Here is a 20,241-nt window from a genome sequence, read left to right as displayed (position 1 = left end):
GGTCGCGCCTGCTTTACGCCGTCTTGAATACCTCGATCGCCCGCATCAGTCCCTTCGACTGCTGCTTCAGCGACTCCGCCGCCGCAGCCGCCTCTTCGACCAGCGCCGCGTTCTGCTGCGTCGCCTGGTCCATGTGGCCGACCGCCGTGTTGACCTGCTCGAAGCCCGACGCCTGCTCGGAATTGGCAGTAGACATCTCAGTGACCATGGCCGACACCCGTTCGATCGACGAGACGATCTTCTGCATCGTCTCGCCCGCATGCTGAACCTTGTGCGAGCCGCTGCCGATCTGCTCCACCGAGGCGCCGATCAGGGTGCGGATTTCCTTCGCGGCCGTGCCGCTGCGTCCGGCCAGCGCACGGACCTCCTGGGCCACAACCGCGAAGCCGCGGCCCTGTTCGCCGGCGCGGGCCGCTTCCACCGCCGCGTTGAGCGCGAGGATGTTGGTCTGGAAGGCGATGCCGTCGATCACGCCGATGATTTCGCTGATGCGCTTGGCCTGCGAGTTGATGCCGCTCATCGTGCTCACCACGTCGTCCACCGCCGTGCCGCCTTCGCGGGCAAAGGCCCACGCTTCCTGGGCAACGCGGGTCGCCTCTTGTGCGGTGGCGGCGTTCTGGCGGATCGCCGTGGCCAGCTGCGCCATCGTGGCTGCGGTCTGCTGCAAGGCCGATGCGGTCTGTTCGGTGCGGGTGGAGAGGTCGAGGTTGCCCTGCGCGATCTCGCTCGACGCGGTGTCGATCTGGTCGGCCGCGCCCCGGATGTCGCTGATGGTGCGGTTGAGCTGCAGCGACACCTGGTCGAGCGCATTGAGCACCTGCCCCGTTTCGTCGCTCCCGGCCTCGATCTGCTGGCGCTGCAGGTTGCCGCTTGCCACGTCACGCGCAATTTTCAAAGCGCGCTGCAATGGGCCGGTGATCACGCCCACGCAGAGCCAGGTCACGAAAGCCGACAGCAGCAGCGCCACTGCGGCGAGACTAATCGTCACGCGGTTGCCGAACGCAACCGCATCGGCAGCAGCCGCCGCCTGTGCGCGGCCCGAGGCCACTTCCTGTTCAGTCAGCGCGGCAGTTTGCTTCTTCAGCTCGGCAAACGCGCTCTCCGCGCCGGTCATGAACATCGCGGCTGCCGCGAGGCCGCCGCTCTTCATGTCCAGCGCGTCGGCCGAGAACTTCTCCAGCTTCTTCAGCGAGGCCTCCACCGCATCGCAGCGCTGCTGCACGTCGGGCCGCCCTGCGGCTGCTTCCTTCATGCGCTTGAGGTCGCCGTGCATCGTGCCGAAGAGCTTCGGAATCTGCGCGTCGATGCGGGCTACCGTGTCGGGCTTCATGCCGGCGCCTTCATAGGCCAGGCTCTGCATCACGAGCCCGTAGGCCTGCGTGGCGTGCTCACTGAAGGCGCTGGTCTCAGCCACGTTGGGCAAGCCCTGGCTCGAGATCAGTTCCACGGCGCTGGCGGTTCGCACGTTCGTCAGGTACGCGGACCCCGACGAAACAAGCAGGCACACCGCCACCAGCACGGGGGCCGTGGCCACCTTGGCGGCGATGGGCAGGTCGTTCAGGCTCTTGAACACGATGGCTCCGGAGGTGAATGGGGTCGATCAGCGGTAGATGCCCACGCCGACGAAACCGTCCGGCTTGGTGATGCGCACGACGTAGCTGCTCTTGTCCTCGATCTTCTTCGTGGTCGGGTGCGCCCACTGATAGTCGACCCAGCCGCCGCCCTTCTTGGCCGTGGCGATCATTTCCTTGTTGAATTCCTTGCCGGTGGAGTCCTTCACCTCGGTGAAGTTCTTGCCGACGAGCTTCTCGTTGGCGCCGTGATAGATCATCACCGCGTCCATGTTCTGCGAGAACACGTACATGTCCTTCGGGTGCCACTTGGCATCGGCGAAGTCCTTGAATGCCTGCTCGCTGCCGACCTTGTTCACGTGGGCGGCGGCGGCCTCGGCGAGCGCCTTGGCTTCTTCCTTGGTGCCGCGGACCGGATCGGCGGCCCACGCGGCGGTGGCGGCGAAGCAGGCGCAGATCAGAAGCAGGCGACGTTGCAGTTGGAGACTCATTGGATGGTCCTTCTGGAAAGAGGTGTTTGCAGGTAGCCCGGCCCCCACAAGGGGCAGGTGGCTGGTATATCGGCTGGATGGACCAGCGCTTGAGCGTGGGGTTAACCCAGTCACTGCGTAGGCAGGCTGCATGTTCCAGAAGTCACATCCGGGGGCTTTTGGCCGCCCCGGCGAGACGCCTCGGGCCTCTTGGGGTCTGATCGGATGGCGCCATGGTGGTCGCGTGGGAAACTGCCGTACGCTGATCCGTGACTACCGATTTTTCCATGCATCGCAACACCATCGCCCGGTTGCTCGCCGCGGCGCGGAGGCGCAACTCTCCATCAGAAACGGCTCAAAAGAATGCTTCGGCAACGGCACGAGACTGCATTGAAGGGCAGCTCTCGCCAGACGCTCGAAGCCGCCAAGACCACCGTTTGTCCACGCAACTGGCGGTCGGCGCGGCCCTGCTGCTGATCTGCGGTGGCTTCTTTCTCGCGCCACATTCCTGGTCGTTCCTCGACTCGCCGCTCGGGCTGTCTGCGGCAGCTGCGTTGGTGGCCTACGTCGGCCGGCGGCGGCTTGGCGATGCCATCGTGCTGGCCCTGCCGCCACTGGCCGGTCCCTGGGTCGATGCCGAGGTGGGCTCGCACGCCTTGCTGGTGGCTTGCCTGGTGGTTTATCTCCTCACGCTGCGGCCGCGCTTCGCTGCCGTGGCCGGAAGCATGGCGACCGCGCTGCTGCTGGCGAGCATCCGCCTCAAGCAGCAATTCGCCGGCACGCCGCTGACGTGGCAGGACATCCGGTTCTTCTTCCGGCAGTTCGCCGACAACGTCGGCGTGCTGGGAACCCAGCCGACATTGGTCTGGTATGCAGCGGCGGCCCTGGGCTTTGCCATCGCGGGCTGCTTCATGGCATGGCGATGGAACCCCGCGGGCCGCCGCGTGGGCTGGCCAGCCCCCATCACGGCCGCGGCGCTTACCACTCTGCTCATCGCGCACAGCGGGGTCCTGTTTGCGAACGAGGTGTCGAAGCTGAATGCGGCAGGTGCCTGGTTTGTCGGAGAAGGCCTGCACGAACGGCCGGCTGTCGCCTTCTTTGCGACGACGTCGCTCGAGCCCCGGTGGGACGTGGAATACACCGACACCACAGCCTTCCGGCAAGACAGCCTGAAGCTGGTTTCGGCCGAGGCGAAGTCCACGCCGGCCGACATCGTCGTCTTCCTGCAGGAGAGTCAATTCAATCCGGCGACCATTGCGGGCTGCCCTGCGACGCTCTGCCAACTGGATGCGTTCGGAGCCTCCAGCGGCACGATCGCGCACGGGCCGCTGCAGGTGCACATCTTCGGCGGCAGCACCTGGCTGTCGGAGTTCGCGTTCGCGACGGGTGTGCCCCACGACGCGTTCGGGCCCGCGGGCGAGTTCGCACCGTTCAGCATTGCGCCTCACGTCAAACGCTCCTTCGTCCGCTCACTGAAGGCGGCCGGCTACCGCACCGTGGCCATGTACCCGACGCGCGGCGGCATGATGAACGGCCGCATCGCGTATGCCGGATACGGCTTCGACGAGTTCCTCGACGCTTCGCAGGTGGGCCTGCCCGAGACCTGGGGCACCCCCGATGCGCTGGTGCACGAAGCCGCCCGGCGCGTTCTTGCGCTCGAGCGCAAGCGCGATCAACCGGTGTTCCTGTTTGCGCTCACCCTCTTCAACCATGCTGAGCATGGCGTGGAGATGGACCGTGTACCGGCCGCCCTGCGCGCCGAAGCGTCCAAGAGTTTCACCTCCGCAGCCGAAGCCCGCAGCGTCGCCGACTATGTCTGGCGCAGCCGCGAGTTCGAGCGCGAGATGGCCATCACGCGCGCGGCAGTTCTCGGAACGCAGAGGCCCGCGGTGCTCGCGTGGTTCGGTGACCATCAGCCACCGTTCGCTAACGCGATCACCCTGAGGCAACGCATGCAATCGCTGCCAACGGAGACCGGCACGGTGCCAGCCAAGTACCAGACCTGGTACGAGGTGGCGAGCAACCGGCCCGAGCGGGTGCCGGCGAAGGCACCGCGTGCCCTGGACCTCGTCTTCCTGCCCGGCCTGCTCGCACAAACTGCAGGCGCGCCCATCGACGATTGGCTCGCCGCCAACATATGGGCAAGAACCCAGTGCATCGGCTTGTTGGAGGCGTGCCAGACGCCCAGAGCACGCGAGGCCTATCTCTCGTACCTGTGGGCAGACCTCATGGAGTTCGGTCCGCCTTGAGTCTTGCAATGGGCTCGGCAGTCAGCCGGCGCCAACAGCCATTGCGACTTGCGCGGCTCGCGGCACGGACCAGGCCGCTCAGACTCGTGCCGTCTTCCACGTGCCGCGGGAAAACAGCCACAGCGTAAAAACGCCGACCGAGGTCTCGGAGACGAACACCGCCCAGAACACGCCCGTTGCTTGCAGGTCAAAGTGCAAGGCGAGCAGCCACGCCAGCGGGATCTGGATCAGCCAGAAGAAGACGAGGTTGATCTTCGTGGGCGTGACCGTGTCGCCGGCGCCGTTGAACGCCTGCACCGCGACCATCCACCACCCGTAGACGAAGTACGAGTACGAGAGGATGCGCAACCACTCGGCCCCAATGTCGACGACGCCCGACTCGTCGGTGAAGATGCCGATCAGCTCGCGCGGGAACATGAAGAACACCACCGACACGGCCACGGTGAACGCCATGTTGTACCAACCGATGTGCCACACCGACGCCTCGGCGCGGTCGGGCTGGCCAGCGCCCAGGTTCTGGCCCACCAGGGTGGCCGCGGCGTTGGACATGCCCCACGCCGGCATCAGCGTGAACATCATCAGACGCATCGCGATCGTCGCGCCGGCCACCGCCTCGCTGCCAATCGCCGCCAGAATGCGCATCAGGAAAATCCAAGCCGTCATGGCAACGATCATCTGGCCGACGCCCCCGAGCGACGTGCGCACGATGTTCCAGAGCGTGGCCGCCTCGAGCCTGAAGTGCGAACTGACAATGCGGATGTGGCGGCTGCCGCGCAGCAGGATCCACAACTGCATCGACACGCCGATGCCGCGACCGATGACCGTGGCGATCGCCGCACCCTCGACGCCGAACGCAGGGACGGGCCCGAAGCCGAAGATCAGAATCGGGTCCAGCACGATGTTCAGCCCGTTGGCCACCCACAGCACGCGCATCGCCACAGCCGCGTCGCCAGCGCCCCGGAAGATGGCGTTGCAGACGAAGAGCAGCATGACGACCAGATTCCCGCCCAGCATCCATTGCATGTAGCGCACGCCGTGCGTGAGCGTCCATGCGTCGGCGCCCATGAGCTGCAGCAGCTCACGCGCCCAGACGATGCCTGCGACGGAGAACGGCAGCGACGCCAGAACCGCAATCCAGATCGCCTGTGCGGCGCTGAACGCAGCGGCCTCGCGGTCCCCTTCACCGACGCGCCGCGCGACGATGGCAGTCACTGCCATCGCGAGGCCGATGCAGATGGCGTACAGCAGGAACAGGAAGGTCTCGGTCAGTCCCACCGTTGCCACCGCCGACGGGCCGAGCTTGGCCACGAACCAGATGTCGACGACGGCGAAGGTCGACTCGAGCACGAGTTCCAGCACCATCGGCACCGCGAGCAGCAGCACGGCACGCCGCATCGGAATCTTCGTGTAGTCGGCGTTCGTGCCGCGAATGGCGTCGAGGAGTTCGCGCCAAAGAGAACGGTTCTGCGTGACAGGAACGGCAGTCGAGACAACGGCGGATTGTTCAGTCGAACTCATCGGATCTCCATGAAGTGGCATGCGGCCCGCGCCGCCCTCTCTTTGCGCCTGACAAGGAGACGACGAATGAGGTGTGCCGAGATCGACACGTGACATGTAACGCGAGAAGAAAATTTCGTGGCGATTCGATGGCTTTGGCCAAAGCATCGCTCGCGAGCGCTCGTCCCGACGATGCCAGGCAATCGCTCAAGGCAATGATCGTAGATGACTGCTGATCGGGGCAATGACCCTTTGTGAGCTGGCGTCAAATTTCCGAGCCCGGCTGATGCGGGTGTTCATTCCGCCTGCGGAGCCTCATGGGCAATGGCGTGGGGTCCCTGGCTGGCGTGTCGCCTCAAGTGCGTGGCCGTCTCGCCGGAGCCGTTGGCAATCATGTCCGCCACGGTTCCCTCGAACATGACGCGCCCGCCCGCATAACCTGCCTCCGGGCCCATGTCGATGAGCCAGTCGGCGCTCGCGATCACGTCGAGCTGGTGCTCGATCACGATGACCGTGGCGCCGCGCTCGATGAGCCGATCAAGCAGACGCAGCAGGCGGTCGATGTCCGAAAGGTGCAGGCCGGAGGTGGGTTCGTCGAAGACGTAGAGCCGCCCCGACTGCGCAAGCTCGGTGGCCAGCTTCAGGCGTTGCCGTTCACCGCCTGACAGGCTGGAGAGCGGCTGGCCCAGCGACAGGTAGGCCAGCCCCACTTCATCGAGCCGCGCGAGCGCGGGCTGGATGTCGGCTTCGTCGAAGAACCCCCTCGCCTCTGCGACGCGCATCGCCAAGACCTCGCCGATGTTCTTGCCGCGCAGGCGGTACTGCAGCACTTCGTCGGTGAATCGGCGGCCCCGACACCGCTCGCAGATGCTGACGATGGGTTCCATGAATGCGAGGTCTGTCTCGGTGGTGCCGATCCCTTTGCAGACGGGGCACGCACCCCCTGAATTGGCGCTGAACAGTGATGCGCTGGCCGTGTTGGCCTGCGCGAAGAGTCGCCGAATGTGGTCGAGAATGCCTGTGTAGGTGGCCGGGTTCGAGCGGCGCGAGCCGCCGATTGCTCCCTGGTCGATGCACACCACCTCGGGGTAGGCGCGGACGAAGGCGCCATTGATCAGGCTGCTCTTGCCTGAGCCGGCGACGCCGGTGACCACGGTGAGCACGCCTTCGGGTATCGCGACGCTCACGTCCTTCAGGTTGTGCAGGCTCACCTGCTTCAAGGGCAGCCAGCCTGAAGGAGTGCGCGGCACCGTGTTGATCCGCGCGGGGCGCGACAGGCAGCGCCCAGTGGGCGTATCGGCGCGCCGCAGCGCGGCCACGCTGCCCTCGAAGACAACGATGCCGCCTGCGTCGCCGGCGCCCGGCCCGATGTCGATGACGTGGTCTGCCATCGCGATCACATCGGGGTCGTGCTCCACCACCAGCACGGTGTTGCCCTTGTCACGCAGGTGGCGCAGCAGCGCGGTCAGGCGCGCCACATCACGCGGGTGCAGGCCGACGCTGGGCTCGTCGAAGATGTAGCTCATGTCACTCAGGCTGCTGCCCAGGTGGCGAACCATCTTCACGCGCTGGGACTCCCCGCCCGACAAGCCGGTGGTCTCGCGGCCGAGGCTCAGGTAGCCCAGGCCGATGTCGACCACGTGCTGTAGCCGGTAGTCGATCGCAGGCACCAGAGTGCTCGCCAGGGGCGCATCGACACTGCGCACGATCGGGAGCAGCTCGGCCACCTCCAGGGCGCACCAATCGGCCAGATTGCGGCCATCGATCCGGCAGCTCCGCACCCGCTCGTTGAGGCGCGCCCCATGGCACAGCGGGCACGGGCCGGCAGTCACCAGCCGATCCCATTCCGCGCGGTCCAGGCCTTTGATCTCATCGATGTTGCGGCTGAGAAAGTTGCGGCGGATGCGTGGGAGCACGCCCTCGTAGCGGCTGGTTGCCGGCCAGCCTGGCCCGGGGTTGGTGATCGGCACGTCCTCGGCATGGAGCAGTGTCTGCCACTCGTCCTCGGTGAAGTCCTTCAGTGGCTTGTCGTTGTCGAAGAGGCCGCTTTCCACATAGCGCTTCCATCGGTAGCCACCGACCGCGAAGGCACTGAATCGAATAGCGCCCTCGTTGAGCGACAGCTGCCTGTCGAACAGCCGATCCGTGTCGACGGTGTCGATCTTCCCCAGGCCTTCGCAGCGCGGGCACATGCCCTCGGGGTGGTTGAACGAGAAGACATTGGAGTAGCCCACGAAGGGCTGCCCGACACGTGAGAACAGCAATCGAAGGAGCGCCAGGATGTCGGTTGCCGTGCCGACAGTCGAACGCGCGTTGCCGCCCAGGCGGCGTTGATCGATGACGATGGAGGCGCAGAGGTTCTCCAGCGAATCGGCGTCAGGCTGCGCATGGTGCGGCAGGCGATGCCGCACGAAGGTGGAGAACGTGTCGTTGAGTTGCCGCTGCGATTCGGCCGCGATGGTGTCGAAGACCAGCGACGACTTGCCGGAGCCCGAAACTCCTGTGAACACGGTGATGCGCTTCTTGGGTATGTCGACGCTGACGTTGCGCAGGTTGTTTTCCCGGGCGCCCACGATGCGGATCACGTCTGTGGGTTGGGGTGAGCGATTTGGGCTTGAGGTCGGTTTCTTGGGCATGACCGCCCGGAGCAATCAGCGCTCCCGGCCGCTCTGACAGATCGAGCGACTGCGGCGCTGTTCAGCGATAGGAAGGCCGGCCCGACGGAGCGCGACTGAACTAATACGGCATGCCGCCAGCAGTCCGCCTGTTGCCGCCGTTCAGTCAGCGCTTGGTCTTGGCTCAATCCATTGCAGACCGAGCTGCTCCCCGATATGTGCCCGCAGCGCGTCCAAGGACACGGGCTTGGTCAGGAACACGTTGACGCCGGCCTGCAGACAGGCGGCACGGTGCTCGGCGGTGGCCGCGGCCGAGACAGCGATCACGGGCACCGTGGCCAGATCGGCATCCCGACGCAGCCGGCGCGTGGCCTCCACGCCGCCGACCGACGGCATCACGCTGTCCATCAGGATCAGGTCCGGCCGAAAGCTCTTCGCGGCCTCCGGGATTTCACTGCCATCGCTCGCCTGCGCCACGTCGAAGCCGGCGTTGACGAGGAAGTCGCACATCAGCGCGCGGTTCGCCGCCACGTCGTCGACCACCAGCACCCGCTTTACAGGCCCCTGGTAGCGCGCTGTGCCGAGCACTTTGCGGGCAGCGGCCTCCGTCGGTTGCGCCAGCGGCAAGGGCAGTTCCACGCGGAACCGGGTGCCGCGGCCGAACTCGCTGCTCACCCGCACCTGTCCGCCCATGTCGTTCACGAGCGCGCGGGTGATCGCGAGGCCGAGCCCGGTGCCACCGCTGCGGCGCTGCACGTCGCCCACCTGCTCGAAGGGCTTGAAGATGCGCTCCAGGTCGTCAGGCCGCATGCCGACGCCGGTGTCCTCGACATCCAGCCGCAGCAGCACCTGGCCCGGGTCCTTGGGCTCGGCAGAGGCACGCAGGCTGACCTTGCCGCTGTCTGTGAACTTGATCGCATTGCCGAGCAGGTTGAGCACTACCTGGGACAACCGGCGCTCGTCGGCCAGCACGGCCTCGGGCAGGCCCACCCCGGCATCGAACGCGAAGGCCAGGCGCTTCTCGTCGGCCTTCACCCGCATGAGCTCCACCACCGACTGCAGGAGGCCGGACAGCTTCACCGGTGCCAGGTTCAGCTCGGTGCGGCCGGCCTCGATGCGCGCCAGGTCGAGGATGTCGTTGATCAGCGCCAGAAGGTGCTCGCCACTCTGGTGGATGACGTCCAGGCCGCGTGCTTGCCGTGGGCTCAGGCCACCGTCCATGGCGAGCAGTTGCGCATAGCCGAGGACGGCATTCAAGGGGGTGCGCAGTTCGTGGCTCATGCCGGCCAGAAACTCGCTCTTCGCGCGGTTGGCCGCCTCGGCGGCATGCCGGGCGGCGCGTTCGGTCTGGACCATCTCGCGATTGAACTCCGCCGACACGGGCTGCGAGCGATCCTGGGTGTCCAGCTTGGCCAGGATGTTTCGCACCTGGCCTTGAACCTTGTCTTCGCTGAGGGCCAGCACCCGGGCGATCTCGGGATAGGCCTCGCCCTGTGCGATGAAGCGCAGGACGCTGATCTCTGCCGACGTGAGAGCAGCCTCGTGCGTGGCTTGCTCGGCCAGCTCGAACGACCCCTCCGAGGGAAGCGCCTTGCGGCCGCCGTGCACGGCGCGGATGGCGTCCAGCAGTTCCTTGTGCAGCGCGTTCTTCAGCAGGTAGCCGCTGGCGCCGGCCTGCAGCGCGCGCTGCGCCTGTGCGTCGTCGACGTAGGTGGTGAGCACGATGATGCGGGCGTCCGGGAACTCGGCCCGGATCGCACCGATCGCCTCCAGGCCGCCCATCCCGGGCATCTGCAGATCCATGAGCGTGACGTCGGGGCGGTGCGCACGGAACTGCTGGATCGCCTCGCGTCCGTTCGCCGCCTCGGCCACGAGGGCCATGTCCGGCTCCACGGAAAGCAGCATGGCGATGCCCTGCCGCACGATCGGGTGATCGTCCACACAAAGAACCTGGATGCGAGTCAGATCTTTTGTCATTCGCCCATCTCGCCTGGCGTGACCTTTTGTGGGGCAGCCACGATCAGGCCGCAGACGACCTACTGTACGCCCGCGCCCGAGGGAGGCAGCACCGCATTTGCCCGACTTGCGGTCGGCATCCATTCGTCGGCGCAGAGCTACCAGTCGGGCACACGCGTGGCGGGCCGCCGTTGTGCCCGCCGCTCATCGCCACAGGACGAACGGCCAAGCAAACCGGTCAGCAGGCCATGGCCCGGAGACGCGTCAGTGAGCAAACTGAGCGCTTGTGTTCACGAAAGGCGCCCTGTGACAATTTTCTGGAAGGGCATGCGCACGACGGTCATCGGCATCGCAGCGCTCGGCTTGGCGCTCGAAGCCACGCAAGCCCAGGACAAGCAGAACGCCAGTGCGCCGTCCGCCGCGGCGTCCACCGACTTGCCGGCATGGGTGCGCCGCGGACTACCGGGCCCCGGCCACGCCACGCTCGCGCCTCTGGCGGGAACTTGGCGCGTGCAGATGGGCATCTACGCAACCCTCGGCCGGAGTCCCGATGCACCGCCGATCACCTCCGACGACATCGTCACGCGCCGCCAATGGGTGGCCGGCGGCCGCTACCTCGAGGACACGACGGAGGGCACGCTTGCAAAGTCGCACTACTGGCGCCGCGGCTGGCTGGGCTACGACAACATGGCCGCCCGCTACGAGTGGGTCACCATCGACGAAACGAACGCCGGGATGATGCGTTACGTCAGCAGCACCGGGTCAGGCCCGCAGACACGCATTGACCTGTTAGGCACCTTCGTCGACCAAGGTGTCGCGGGTGAAGACTTCGTCGGCAAGACGGTTCCGATGCGCACGCTGATACGCATCGAAGGCCCGGACCGCCACGTCATCGAGCTCTACTTCACGCCACCCGGAAAAGCAGAGGCGCTCGCCACCCGCGCCGTCTACACGCGAACCGGCCCGTGACCCGGGGGACTGGGCGGAGACGCCCGAAGACCCGTTGCTGGACTCACGCTCGCGTGCCGCGCAAACTCTCCAGCCATGAGCGCCTCATCACCCGACCTCGATCTGCTGAGTCCTGTTCTTCAGGACCTGCGGCTGGTGCGTGCGTCGTACTGCCGCACTGACATGACGGCACCGTGGGGCGTGCAGATCCCGCGACAGGACGGCGTGTGTTTCCACTTCGTGGTCGACGGCGGGTGCTGGCTGAGGCTGCAGTCGCAAGAGCCTTTCTGGATCGGCCCGGGCGACGTAGCACTGCTGCCGCGCGGCATCGGCCACGCGATTGCCGACGCGCCCACCACGCCCGCCCGGCCGCTCGAGGAGTTCGACCAGGATTCGATCGGTCCGACCACGCACAACATGCGTGCTGGCGGTGGCGGTGCGCGCTCGCTGATCGTCTGCTGCGCCCTCGAATTCGACGAGCCGGCCGTGCACCCGCTCACTCAACTGATGCCCGAGGTGCTGGTGCTGCGGCGTGCCGACGCGAACGACCCGGCGCTGCCCACGCTGTTGTCTCTGATGGCGGCCGAGGTGGCCGCGCAGCGTGTTGGCGCCGCGACCATGATGGCGCGGCTCGCCGACGCGGCGGTCACGGCCATGGTGCGCAGCTGGGCCGAGACTCATGCAGCGGAGCTGGAGGGATGGCTGGCGGGTGCGCGGGACGCACCGATTGGCCGCGCGCTGGCGGCGATCCATCAACAGCCGGGCCATTTCTGGTCCGTGGTGGCGTTGGCGGAGATCGCAGGCCTGTCGCGTTCGACCTTCACGGAACGCTTCACCACCGCCGTGGGTCTGTCGCCGGCACGCTATCTCGCGCACTGGCGCATGCACGTGGCCGGCGCATGGCTGCGTCATGGCAGGTCGACCGTCGCAGACATCGCCCAGCGGCTGGGCTACGAGTCCGAAGCCTCTTTCAGCCGCGCCTTCAAGCGCCTGTTCGGCGTGCCGCCGGGAACACTGCGCTCGCAAGCCGACCGGCCATGACGGCTCGGCACCGAATGCCAGCACGTGGCGTGATCGTCGAGGAATGGCTGATGATGGACAACCCTTTCTTCATGAAGCAAATCGGGCTCGCACCCTGATTGTCAGAGCACCCTACCGCGCCCGGATCACTCCGAGGCGATATGGAAGCTGCTCGTAGTCCGCCTTCGAGCTTGGGTCGACCCCTTGATACAGGAACTGCATGTTGCAGGCGTTGATGGTGAGCGTTTCATCGTAGCCAGCGCGAATCATTTCGCCGTGGCTGATGTCGTTGCTCCATTTCGCTCCGTCGAACGAGACGTTTGCAGCGCCCGCGAAGGGGGCGGACTGCTTGTCTGCCAAGGCAGTCCACGGGCCATCCAGGCTGGTCGACGTCCACGACCGGAAGTAGCGCGGCCCGTAGGCCTCGACCAGCAAGAGGTACTTGTTCGTGCCTTCGACCTTGTACACGTTGCTGGCTTCGAACAGGTTGCCCACCACCGGGTCCGACATCACCACTTCGTAGCCGGAAAAATTGGGGAAGTTGCCGATGGCAGTCTTGGAGTGATAGAGCTTCCCGTCGTCGCCCGAGAAGAACAAATGGCAATTGGCACTGTCGCAGATGACCCAGTAGTCGATTCCGTTGCCGGGACCGCCGCTCAGCAGTGGCTTGGGCGCGCTCCATCCGTCGGGATTGGCAATGTCGGTGTTGGTGGAGTACTTGGCGCCCCATTGCGAAATCAGGTACCACTTGTTGTGCGGCCGGAAGTAGAAGACCTGCGGCGCAACTGTGTCGCCCATCGGCTTGTTGGCCAGCGGCACCTGCACCGCGCTCGAGGCCTGTGAGAAGTCGCCGAAATTCATGTAGACGGCGCTCCAAGCCTTCCTCGACGTGTCGTAGACCGTCGCAAAGACGTGGTACAGATCGTTGTAGCGAACGATCGTCGGATCCTTGATCGACACGAAGTTGGGCGATTTCGGCGCAATCAGGGCTTGCGTAGAGACCCACGAAAAAGTGGAAGGCAGATCGCAGGCCGCAGGCGAAGGAGCTGGAGCTGGAGCTGGAGCTGGAGCTGGAGCCGGTGCCGGTGCCGGTGCCGGTGCCGGTGCAGGTGCAGGTGCAGGTGCAGGTGCTGGTGCTGGTGCTGGTGCTGGTGCTGGTGCTGGTGCTGGTGCTGGTGCTGGTGCTGGTGCTGGTGCTGGAGCAGGAGCAGGAGCAGGAGCAGGAGCAGGAGCAGGAGCAGGAGCAGGAGCAGGAGCAGGAGCAGGAGCCGGTGCCGGTGCCGGTGCCGGTGCCGGTGCCGGTGCTGGTGCTGGTGCTGGTGCTGGTGCTGGTGCTGGTGCTGGTGCTGGTGCTGGTGCTGGTGCTGGTGCTGGTGCTGGTGCTGGTGCCGGAGCAGGTGCAGAGCCGACGGGTGGCGCTGTGGTGCTCGAGTCATTGCCTCCGCCGCAGGCTGACAGCACCAGTGCGCACAGCAGTGCGCTCGTTGCAGTGGCACGTGTCGGGCGTTGGCTTGGCATGCTCATCGTGAAGTTCCTATTGCGTCAAAGTGCGGCGCGTACATGTCGTTCGACTTGCGACGCTCTCGTTTCCCCGGCGCGATTGTGTGGGGCGCCACATGGGGCGAAATTGATCAAACTGTGACGAACGACGAAAGCCACGCGCAGCGTTGGCGCGGCGAGACGCCATGCAACAGGATGCAAATTCAGGCCACATCGATTGATATCGATCTCGATGCTGCGAGGGCGGTGGTCGCGCTGGTTATCGCACCCTCTAAGCGCCTAAACTCCAGGTCGCCCACAACGTGCGCGTTCCACCGCTCATCCGCAGAAGCGGCGCTGCCAGAGGGCGGAGAGGTACGGGTGTATGAAGAGCTGGCGCCGTAACTTCGTTGCGCTGTTCTCCGCTCTTGCCGCGCTTGCGACTTGTGGATTCGCTCGAGCGCAAGATGTCCCCGTCGTCGACGTCGCTCTCGTCACGGGCGCACCGATCCAGTTTCACCCGCTGCAGTCACCCTCCGCGCCTCCTGGGGTGCGACGGATGGTGCAAGACCGGCAGGGGTTTCTCTGGCTGAGCGCCGCGGACGGATTGCGGCGCTACGACGGCTACGGTTTCATGAAGGTTCCGGATGGCCAGAGCGCGAACAGCGTCGGCTTCCTCATCGGCAACTCGCTGGCGAGGGACCGCGCGGGCCGTCTGTGGATCGGCGCCGACGACTCGCTCAATCGGTACGACCCTGCAACCGGCAGTTTCAAGCAATACCGCTCGCCCAACAACGACTGCGGCACCGTCGCAATCGCTCACGACATCATCGAAGACCAAGACGGTGTGATCTGGCTTGCGACTGACGACGGCGTGACGGCCCTCGACCCGGCCACGTCGAAGACGACGTGCCATCGGCCACGCTACACGCCCGGGGTCGGCGAAACGCGCATCATCGCGATGGCCGCTATTCCCGACGGCACGCTGTGGATCACCAGCAGCGAGGGGCTCTACGCGCTCGATCGGCGCTCGGGCAAGGTCACGCGCCACATCAAGCTCGAGACGCCTTCCGGCCGCAAGTTCGTCTCCACGGGCTTTCCGTCGAGACCGTTTCAGGACAGCACAGGAAGGTTGTGGTTCGGTCTGTCTTCCGGAGGCGACTTGGCCTCGGTCGACGTCGCCAGCGGCGAAGTCACCGTCTATGCGTTCCGCAACGGCGGGCTGGCGCCGAACGCGTCCTCCGGCGTGATGTCGATTCAGGAAGATCGCGACCGGGCGCTCTGGCTCGGCACCGACAAACTTGGCCTCGTGAAGCTGACGCCAGAACGCACGGAGGCAATCTGGTACCAGAGCAACCCCGATGATCCCGACGGCTTGCGCGGTGACTTGGTGGTCGGCCTGTACAAGGATCGCGACGGGAGTTTCTGGTCGACGACGAAATCGGGCGCCGTCTACCGCTTCGACACCGAGCGTGCGCGTTTCCGGTCGTACCGCCACCAGCAAGCCAGCACGCAGAGCCTGGGCAGAGGTTCGGTGACCGCGGCGTACGCAGACGACCCCGACACGCTGTGGATCGGCACGGACCGCGGCTTGAACCGTGTCGACCGCACGACGGATCAGGTCACGCAAGTCGACCAGCCATCCTTCGTGCGAGGCGTCAGCGCGATCGCGAAGGACCGTTCCGGCAACCTGTGGTTCGGCACGAACGGCAACGGTCTCGTTCGTTTTGATCCTCGCTCGGGCCGGTACACGACGTACGTCCACGATGCATCCAATCAGCGTTCGCTGAACCACAACCGAGTCACAGCGTTGCGGGTCGATCGCGACGGCACCGTGTGGGTCGCGACGGATTTCGGCCTGAGCCGCTGGGAACCGGCGTCGGAGGAGTTCTCCACCTTCAGCCCGCAACCGAAAAGTCTGATCCAGTACCGCTCGATCGCGGAGGACGGGAACGGTGCCCTGTGGCTGGCAACGTCGTCACGCGGCGTGCATCGATTCGATCCGAGCACGAGCACGTTCAGGGTCTTCGATGCCGAACTCCGCGCCGCGCATCCGCCCGGCCACAACCGCGTCAATTCGGTTCACGTCGACCGCGCGGGCACGGTGTGGGCCGCGACCTTCCGCGGGCTCGGCAAGCTCGATCCCCGCAGCGCGACATTCACGTCGTACGACTCGCGCTCCGGGCTTCCCGCCGACACGGTCGTCGGCATCCTCGAAGAGGACGACGGACGCCTATGGGTCAGCACCCCCAACGGGCTGTCGCGATTCGATCCGTATGCCGAAACCTTCACGAACTACCACGCGTCGGACGGCCTGTTGACCGATGGGTTCGTTGCGCCCGTGGTTTCCGCCAAGAGCTCGAGCGGGGAGATGTTCTTCGGCTCGCAAAAGGGGCTGGTGGCGTTCTTCCCCGGACAGGTCGTGGAGCGCAAGCTCGCGCTGCCGGTGTTCCTGACCGACTTCCGCTTGTTCGGCGAGCCGGTGCAGCCGGGAAGCACGCCGCTGAAGCAGCCCATCTGGTCCGCTACGGCGCTGGAGCTGGAATCGCGCAGCATCGTGTCGTTCGACTTCGCCGCCTTGAACTATGCCGATCCAGCGCGCACACGCTATCGGTACCGGCTCGAAGGGCTCGAGACGAAATGGAACGAGACAGACAGCGCCCGGCGCAGTGCGACGTACACGACGCTGCCGATGGGCGATTACACGTTTCTGGTCCAGGCTCGCGGCGCACGCGGAGACTGGAACGAAAGCGAGATCGCGCTCAAGATCCGCATTCCGCCGCCGTGGTATGCGACGTGGTACTTCCGGATGCTGGTCGCCGCATTGCTGCTCACGACGCTCTGGCTCGTGTACCGCTTGCGCGTCCGCCAGTTGCAGCGCCGGTTCGAGATCGCACTCTATGCGCGGCTCGGCGAGCGTTCACGCATCGCGCGCGAGCTGCACGACACACTGCTTCAAACGTATCAGGCGTCGCTTCTCTGGTTCCGTACGGCGCTCAACGCGCTGCCGGAGCGGCCGCTCGAAGCCAAACAGCGGCTCGAGCTCGCTCTCGACCGGGCGGAGTCGGCGATCGTCGAAGGGCGCGACGCCGTGCAGGGCCTGCGCGCCTCGACCGTCGAGGTCAACGACCTCGCCGAGGCGATCGCTGCGATCGGCGCCGACTTGACCGGCGCCCATCCGGCGGCCGACGCACCAGTCATCGGCGTCGCACTCGACGGCGCGTCGCGCAACTTGAACCCACTCGTGCGCGAGGAGGCGTGGCGCATCGCAGGCGAGGCGATGCGCAACAGCTTCCACCATGCCGACGCACGGCACGTCACCGTCACGCTGCACTACGGCGCGCGGCAGTTCCGGCTGACAGTCGTCGACGATGGCAAAGGCATCGAAGCGGCGACGATCGAGGGCCAGCAGCCCGCCAGCCACTTCGGGTTGCCGGGCATGCGCGAGCGCGCCGCCATCATCGGTGGGCAGCTGGATGTCCGCAGCGTGATGGGGCGCAGCACCGAGGTGGAACTCCGGGTGCCCGGCAGCAACGCCTACGAAGCGGCCGCGCGTACTTGGCATTGGCGGGATGCATTTCGGCGCAAGCGCGCGCCCGCGGACAACGCCGAACGGTGAAACTCGCACCCGAGGCGCAGATCAGTTCACGCCGAGCTTGCCCCTGGTTGCCAACCCGCGTCTCGCTGCCACCGAGCGCGCCTTAACCGAGCTGCTCGGCAAGCGCGACGATGATGCCCTCAGGCCCGCGGATGTAGGCCAGCCGGTACGTGTTTTCGTACTGCATTTCGCCAATGAGCTCGGCCCCACGGGCGAGCAAGCGTGCAACGATGTCCTCGATGTTGTCGACAGCAAACATGATGCGACGGATGCCCAGCGTGTTCACCGGGGCGTCCACGGGCCCGAACCTGATCGCATCGGGCGTGTGGAACTTGTCCAGTTCGATGCCCTGCCCGTCGGGAGTCCGCATCATCGCGACAGTGGACCGCACATCCTTGAGCCCGATCAAGGCCCCGACCAAAGGCCCTTCGACTGTCGTCTCGCCTTCGAGCTTGAGACCCAGTTCGATGAAGAACGCCTTGGCGGCTTCGAGGTCGTCGACAACGATGAGGACGTTGTCCATCCGTTTAAGCGTCATGTCCTTCCTTTCCTCGCTTCATTGCTGACGCACCGCACTTTCACGCACGCGCCTTCGCCTTCTTGGCCCGCGTTGTCGGCTTGGCCACGTCCTGCTTCACGCGGAACTTGGTTATGCGTTCGATCAGCGCGAAGGGAATCGGCTGATCGAGTGGAAACCTGAGGTTGCCCTTCTCCCCTGCGTAGGGTGAAGCGGCCTTTTCGAGGCGCGCGTCGCCTTTGCACGGAGGATAGAACCCAATGTGCTTCTTGAATGCTGCGAAGTAAACGAGAACGCCGTTCAACTTGAACGCGGGCATTTGATAGCTGATGATTTCCTGCGCCTCGGGCGCGGTGCGGTGCACTGCCTGACGAACCTGCTGGAGGATCGCCTGAACGTCCGGCGAGAAGGCAGCGATGTACTCGTCGATGCTCTCAGGTACGCCGCGCTCGGTTGCCATATTGCTCCGATGTGACCGGCCTTCACACATCGCGATGTGTGAAGGCTTCGTCTGCAAATGAGGTAAGGCGGAGTATGAAACGGAACGCTAATTCACCAAAGTGGTGATGCTCTTTGCCGGCAGCGAAATGGAGAACACATTGGCGCTCACGCCGACCGCTGGCTGCCGCTCGAACGTGGCGGTCGCGGTCGTGCGGTACGGCGTCAGACTGGTCAACGACCGACCCGCGGGGCTGATCGACGTCGTGAGGGTGACGTCGGCCGTGTTCTCGTTCACGAGCACCACCACGGCCTTGCTGTCAGCAGCGCCGGTAGGTGTTCCGTACGCCGACACGCGAACCCCCTTCTGCGGGAGCGATGTCGCGTCGTAGCGCACGTAGCCGGGGCGGATGAAGTACGAGAAGTGCTTCATGCCGATTCCGAAGTACGTCAGCTTGTTGTTGGTGCTGATCAAGCCTTCCGGTGTCGAGTCGTTGGAATTGACGAGCCACCAATGGACGTACGCGTTGTACTGCGAGAGTGTCAGGCCGTCATGGATCTCCTTGGCCATGGCGATGGCATCGTCCACGCTCGTGAGCCACGAGGTCTTGGAGGCAGCCTTGTTGACCGAATCCAGGAAGTGCTCGGTCATCCAGACGTCTTTGCCGAGCTTCTGAGCCGCGGAGGAATAGTTCGGCGTGCCGCCGTACAGGTGACCGCCGACGATCGAGAGGTTGTTGGCCGCCTTGGTGTCTGCAAGCAGCGTGTCGGTGGTGGCCTGCGAGTAGTAGAACGACTCCGGCGCCATGAGTTTGGCCGTGGTCCCGGCGATGGCCGTCGCACCGTGGTCGCCGACCCAGGTCTTCATTTCTTCGGCGTTCCACAGGCAGGACTCGTAGTCCTTGGGGTCCCAGTCCGGCTCGTTCTGGAGCGACACGGCGTAGATCTTCACATTGCGCGTCGCGGCATAGCGGATGTAGGCGTTCAGGTACTGAGCGTAGTTGGCATACATCGCCGGGTCCAGACGTCCGCTGTAGAGCGAGTTCGTGCGCTCCGTGTTGACGATCTTCATGCTCGCCGGGGGTGACCACGGGGAAGCGAACACAAGGGCACCGCGCGCTTGGGCAGCGACTCCGTTTTCCAGCTCAGCGGTCCACTGGTTGGTGTCAGCCGTTTTCGCGGAAGCGTTCCAATCGGCGGGCGCGATGCGCAGTCGAATGATGTTCAACCCGAGGCTGTCGGCAACGCTGGTGCCGAACAGGACGTTCAGGCGATCCTCCGACATCTTGCTGTAGTACCAGGCTGCCGAGCCGCCGAAGCCCTGGATGGTTTGCTTCGCGTCGCCGAAGTCGATGGCGGCGGCGGTCGAAGCTGGCTTGATGGTCAGCGCGGTGGTAATGACCGACGAGATGTAGTGCGCACTGTCCTTGGGGACGAACGTGGCCTGAACAAGCGCGGTCCCGGCGACGGCCGTCGTGGCCGTGCCCAGGGCCTTCCCATCGACGGTCATGTAAGACGACGGGTCGGCCGTGCCTTGCACGCCGTACAGCGCATAGGGCGTCGTGGTGATCTGTGCGGACGTGAGTGCAGAACCTTGGAGCACCGCTGCGGGGAGATCCCAGCGAACCGGCGGCTGGGCCTTGTTGACCGTCAGCTTCCGCGTGGCGGTACTCGTCGAGTACTTCGTGGTGTCCTGGGGCGTGAACGTGACCGACAGCGTTTGAGCGCCGACCTCGGGCTTCGCGCCCACGGCGGGTGAATAGGTGAAGGTGCCAGGGACGCTCGATTTCGCGTTCAACTGGGCCGAACTGAGTGCCGTACCCCAATCGATGGCTGCCGGGTCAGGCCAGGTAATTTGCCCAGCTGGCGCTGGCGCTGGCGCT

General features: G+C 65.5%; 14 protein-coding genes. 5 read left to right on the top strand and 9 right to left on the bottom strand.

Features of this window, described 5'->3' with window-relative positions; genetic code table 11:
• Nucleotides 1-13 precede the first annotated feature (13 nt).
• Together AC1DYS_RS07635 and AC1DYS_RS07630 are read right to left on the bottom strand one after the other, a co-directional pair.
• Nucleotides 14-1,573, bottom strand: coding sequence for a methyl-accepting chemotaxis protein (locus AC1DYS_RS07635; RefSeq protein ID WP_477897688.1), 1,560 nt, complete (start codon nucleotides 1,571-1,573; stop codon nucleotides 14-16).
• A 27-nt stretch (nucleotides 1,574-1,600) separates the two neighbouring features.
• Nucleotides 1,601-2,062, bottom strand: coding sequence for a cache domain-containing protein (locus AC1DYS_RS07630; RefSeq protein ID WP_477897686.1), 462 nt, complete (start codon nucleotides 2,060-2,062; stop codon nucleotides 1,601-1,603).
• A gap of 416 nt (nucleotides 2,063-2,478) precedes the next feature.
• On the opposite strand from AC1DYS_RS07630, the gene AC1DYS_RS07625 reads away from it, so the two are divergent.
• Nucleotides 2,479-4,290 (top strand): sulfatase-like hydrolase/transferase, encoded by a 1,812-nt coding sequence (locus tag AC1DYS_RS07625; RefSeq protein WP_477897684.1) that lies wholly within the window; start codon nucleotides 2,479-2,481, stop codon nucleotides 4,288-4,290.
• A 78-nt stretch (nucleotides 4,291-4,368) separates the two neighbouring features.
• On the opposite strand, the gene AC1DYS_RS07620 is transcribed toward AC1DYS_RS07625, so the two are convergent.
• The 3 genes from AC1DYS_RS07620 to AC1DYS_RS07610 form a co-directional block, all read right to left on the bottom strand.
• Nucleotides 4,369-5,808, bottom strand: coding sequence for an MATE family efflux transporter (locus AC1DYS_RS07620; protein ID WP_477897682.1), 1,440 nt, complete (start codon nucleotides 5,806-5,808; stop codon nucleotides 4,369-4,371).
• Nucleotides 5,809-6,083: 275 nt separating this feature from the next.
• Nucleotides 6,084-8,372, bottom strand: coding sequence for an ATP-binding cassette domain-containing protein (locus AC1DYS_RS07615; protein ID WP_477897680.1), 2,289 nt, complete (start codon nucleotides 8,370-8,372; stop codon nucleotides 6,084-6,086).
• 192 nt (nucleotides 8,373-8,564) lie between these two features.
• Nucleotides 8,565-10,343: a response regulator gene (locus AC1DYS_RS07610; RefSeq protein WP_477897678.1), complete on the bottom strand. Its 1,779-nt coding sequence runs from the start codon at nucleotides 10,341-10,343 to the stop codon at nucleotides 8,565-8,567.
• 321 nt (nucleotides 10,344-10,664) lie between these two features.
• On the opposite strand from AC1DYS_RS07610, the gene AC1DYS_RS07605 reads away from it, so the two are divergent.
• Both AC1DYS_RS07605 and AC1DYS_RS07600 read left to right on the top strand, forming a co-directional pair.
• On the top strand, nucleotides 10,665-11,327 hold the full coding sequence (locus AC1DYS_RS07605) for a DUF1579 family protein (protein ID WP_477897676.1): 663 nt from the start codon (nucleotides 10,665-10,667) through the stop codon (nucleotides 11,325-11,327).
• Nucleotides 11,328-11,402: 75 nt separating this feature from the next.
• Nucleotides 11,403-12,347, top strand: coding sequence for an AraC family transcriptional regulator (locus AC1DYS_RS07600; RefSeq protein WP_477897674.1), 945 nt, complete (start codon nucleotides 11,403-11,405; stop codon nucleotides 12,345-12,347).
• 111 nt (nucleotides 12,348-12,458) lie between these two features.
• On the opposite strand, the gene AC1DYS_RS07595 is transcribed toward AC1DYS_RS07600, so the two are convergent.
• Complete coding sequence (locus tag AC1DYS_RS07595; protein WP_477899585.1) at nucleotides 12,459-13,349, bottom strand: glycoside hydrolase family 62 protein; 891 nt, start codon at nucleotides 13,347-13,349, stop codon at nucleotides 12,459-12,461.
• A 56-nt stretch (nucleotides 13,350-13,405) separates the two neighbouring features.
• On the opposite strand from AC1DYS_RS07595, the gene AC1DYS_RS07590 reads away from it, so the two are divergent.
• Together AC1DYS_RS07590 and AC1DYS_RS07585 are read left to right on the top strand one after the other, a co-directional pair.
• Nucleotides 13,406-13,855 carry a hypothetical protein gene (locus tag AC1DYS_RS07590; RefSeq protein ID WP_477899646.1) on the top strand — a complete coding sequence of 150 codons (450 nt, stop codon included), beginning with the start codon at nucleotides 13,406-13,408 and terminating at the stop codon, nucleotides 13,853-13,855.
• A gap of 335 nt (nucleotides 13,856-14,190) precedes the next feature.
• Nucleotides 14,191-17,424 (top strand): sensor histidine kinase, encoded by a 3,234-nt coding sequence (locus AC1DYS_RS07585; protein ID WP_477897672.1) that lies wholly within the window; start codon nucleotides 14,191-14,193, stop codon nucleotides 17,422-17,424.
• 82 nt (nucleotides 17,425-17,506) lie between these two features.
• Here the strand turns inward: AC1DYS_RS07585 and AC1DYS_RS07580 are convergent, their stop codons facing one another.
• The 3 genes from AC1DYS_RS07580 to AC1DYS_RS07570 form a co-directional block, all read right to left on the bottom strand.
• A complete protein-coding gene (locus AC1DYS_RS07580; protein WP_477897670.1) occupies nucleotides 17,507-17,941 on the bottom strand; it encodes a VOC family protein in 435 nt (144 codons plus the stop codon).
• 40 nt (nucleotides 17,942-17,981) lie between these two features.
• On the bottom strand, nucleotides 17,982-18,380 hold the full coding sequence (locus AC1DYS_RS07575) for an iron chaperone (protein WP_477897668.1): 399 nt from the start codon (nucleotides 18,378-18,380) through the stop codon (nucleotides 17,982-17,984).
• An 87-nt stretch (nucleotides 18,381-18,467) separates the two neighbouring features.
• Complete coding sequence (locus tag AC1DYS_RS07570; protein ID WP_477897666.1) at nucleotides 18,468-20,156, bottom strand: glycoside hydrolase; 1,689 nt, start codon at nucleotides 20,154-20,156, stop codon at nucleotides 18,468-18,470.
• Between the last annotated feature and the right edge of the window lie 85 nt (nucleotides 20,157-20,241).

Source organism: Rhizobacter sp. P2_G4 (assembly GCF_056403575.1).
The sequence above is the reverse complement of the archived record's forward strand: the minus strand, read 5'-3'. Positions and strand labels throughout refer to the sequence as shown.

Coding starts and splice junctions, on each gene's coding strand:
- AC1DYS_RS07580 (WP_477897670.1), bottom strand. CDS start 17,941: ATGACGCTTAAACGGATGGACAACGTCCTCATCGTTGTCGACGACCTC.
- AC1DYS_RS07600 (WP_477897674.1), top strand. CDS start 11,403: ATGAGCGCCTCATCACCCGACCTCGATCTGCTGAGTCCTGTTCTTCAG.
- AC1DYS_RS07585 (WP_477897672.1), top strand. CDS start 14,191: ATGAAGAGCTGGCGCCGTAACTTCGTTGCGCTGTTCTCCGCTCTTGCC.
- AC1DYS_RS07630 (WP_477897686.1), bottom strand. CDS start 2,062: ATGAGTCTCCAACTGCAACGTCGCCTGCTTCTGATCTGCGCCTGCTTC.
- AC1DYS_RS07575 (WP_477897668.1), bottom strand. CDS start 18,380: ATGGCAACCGAGCGCGGCGTACCTGAGAGCATCGACGAGTACATCGCT.
- AC1DYS_RS07620 (WP_477897682.1), bottom strand. CDS start 5,808: ATGAGTTCGACTGAACAATCCGCCGTTGTCTCGACTGCCGTTCCTGTC.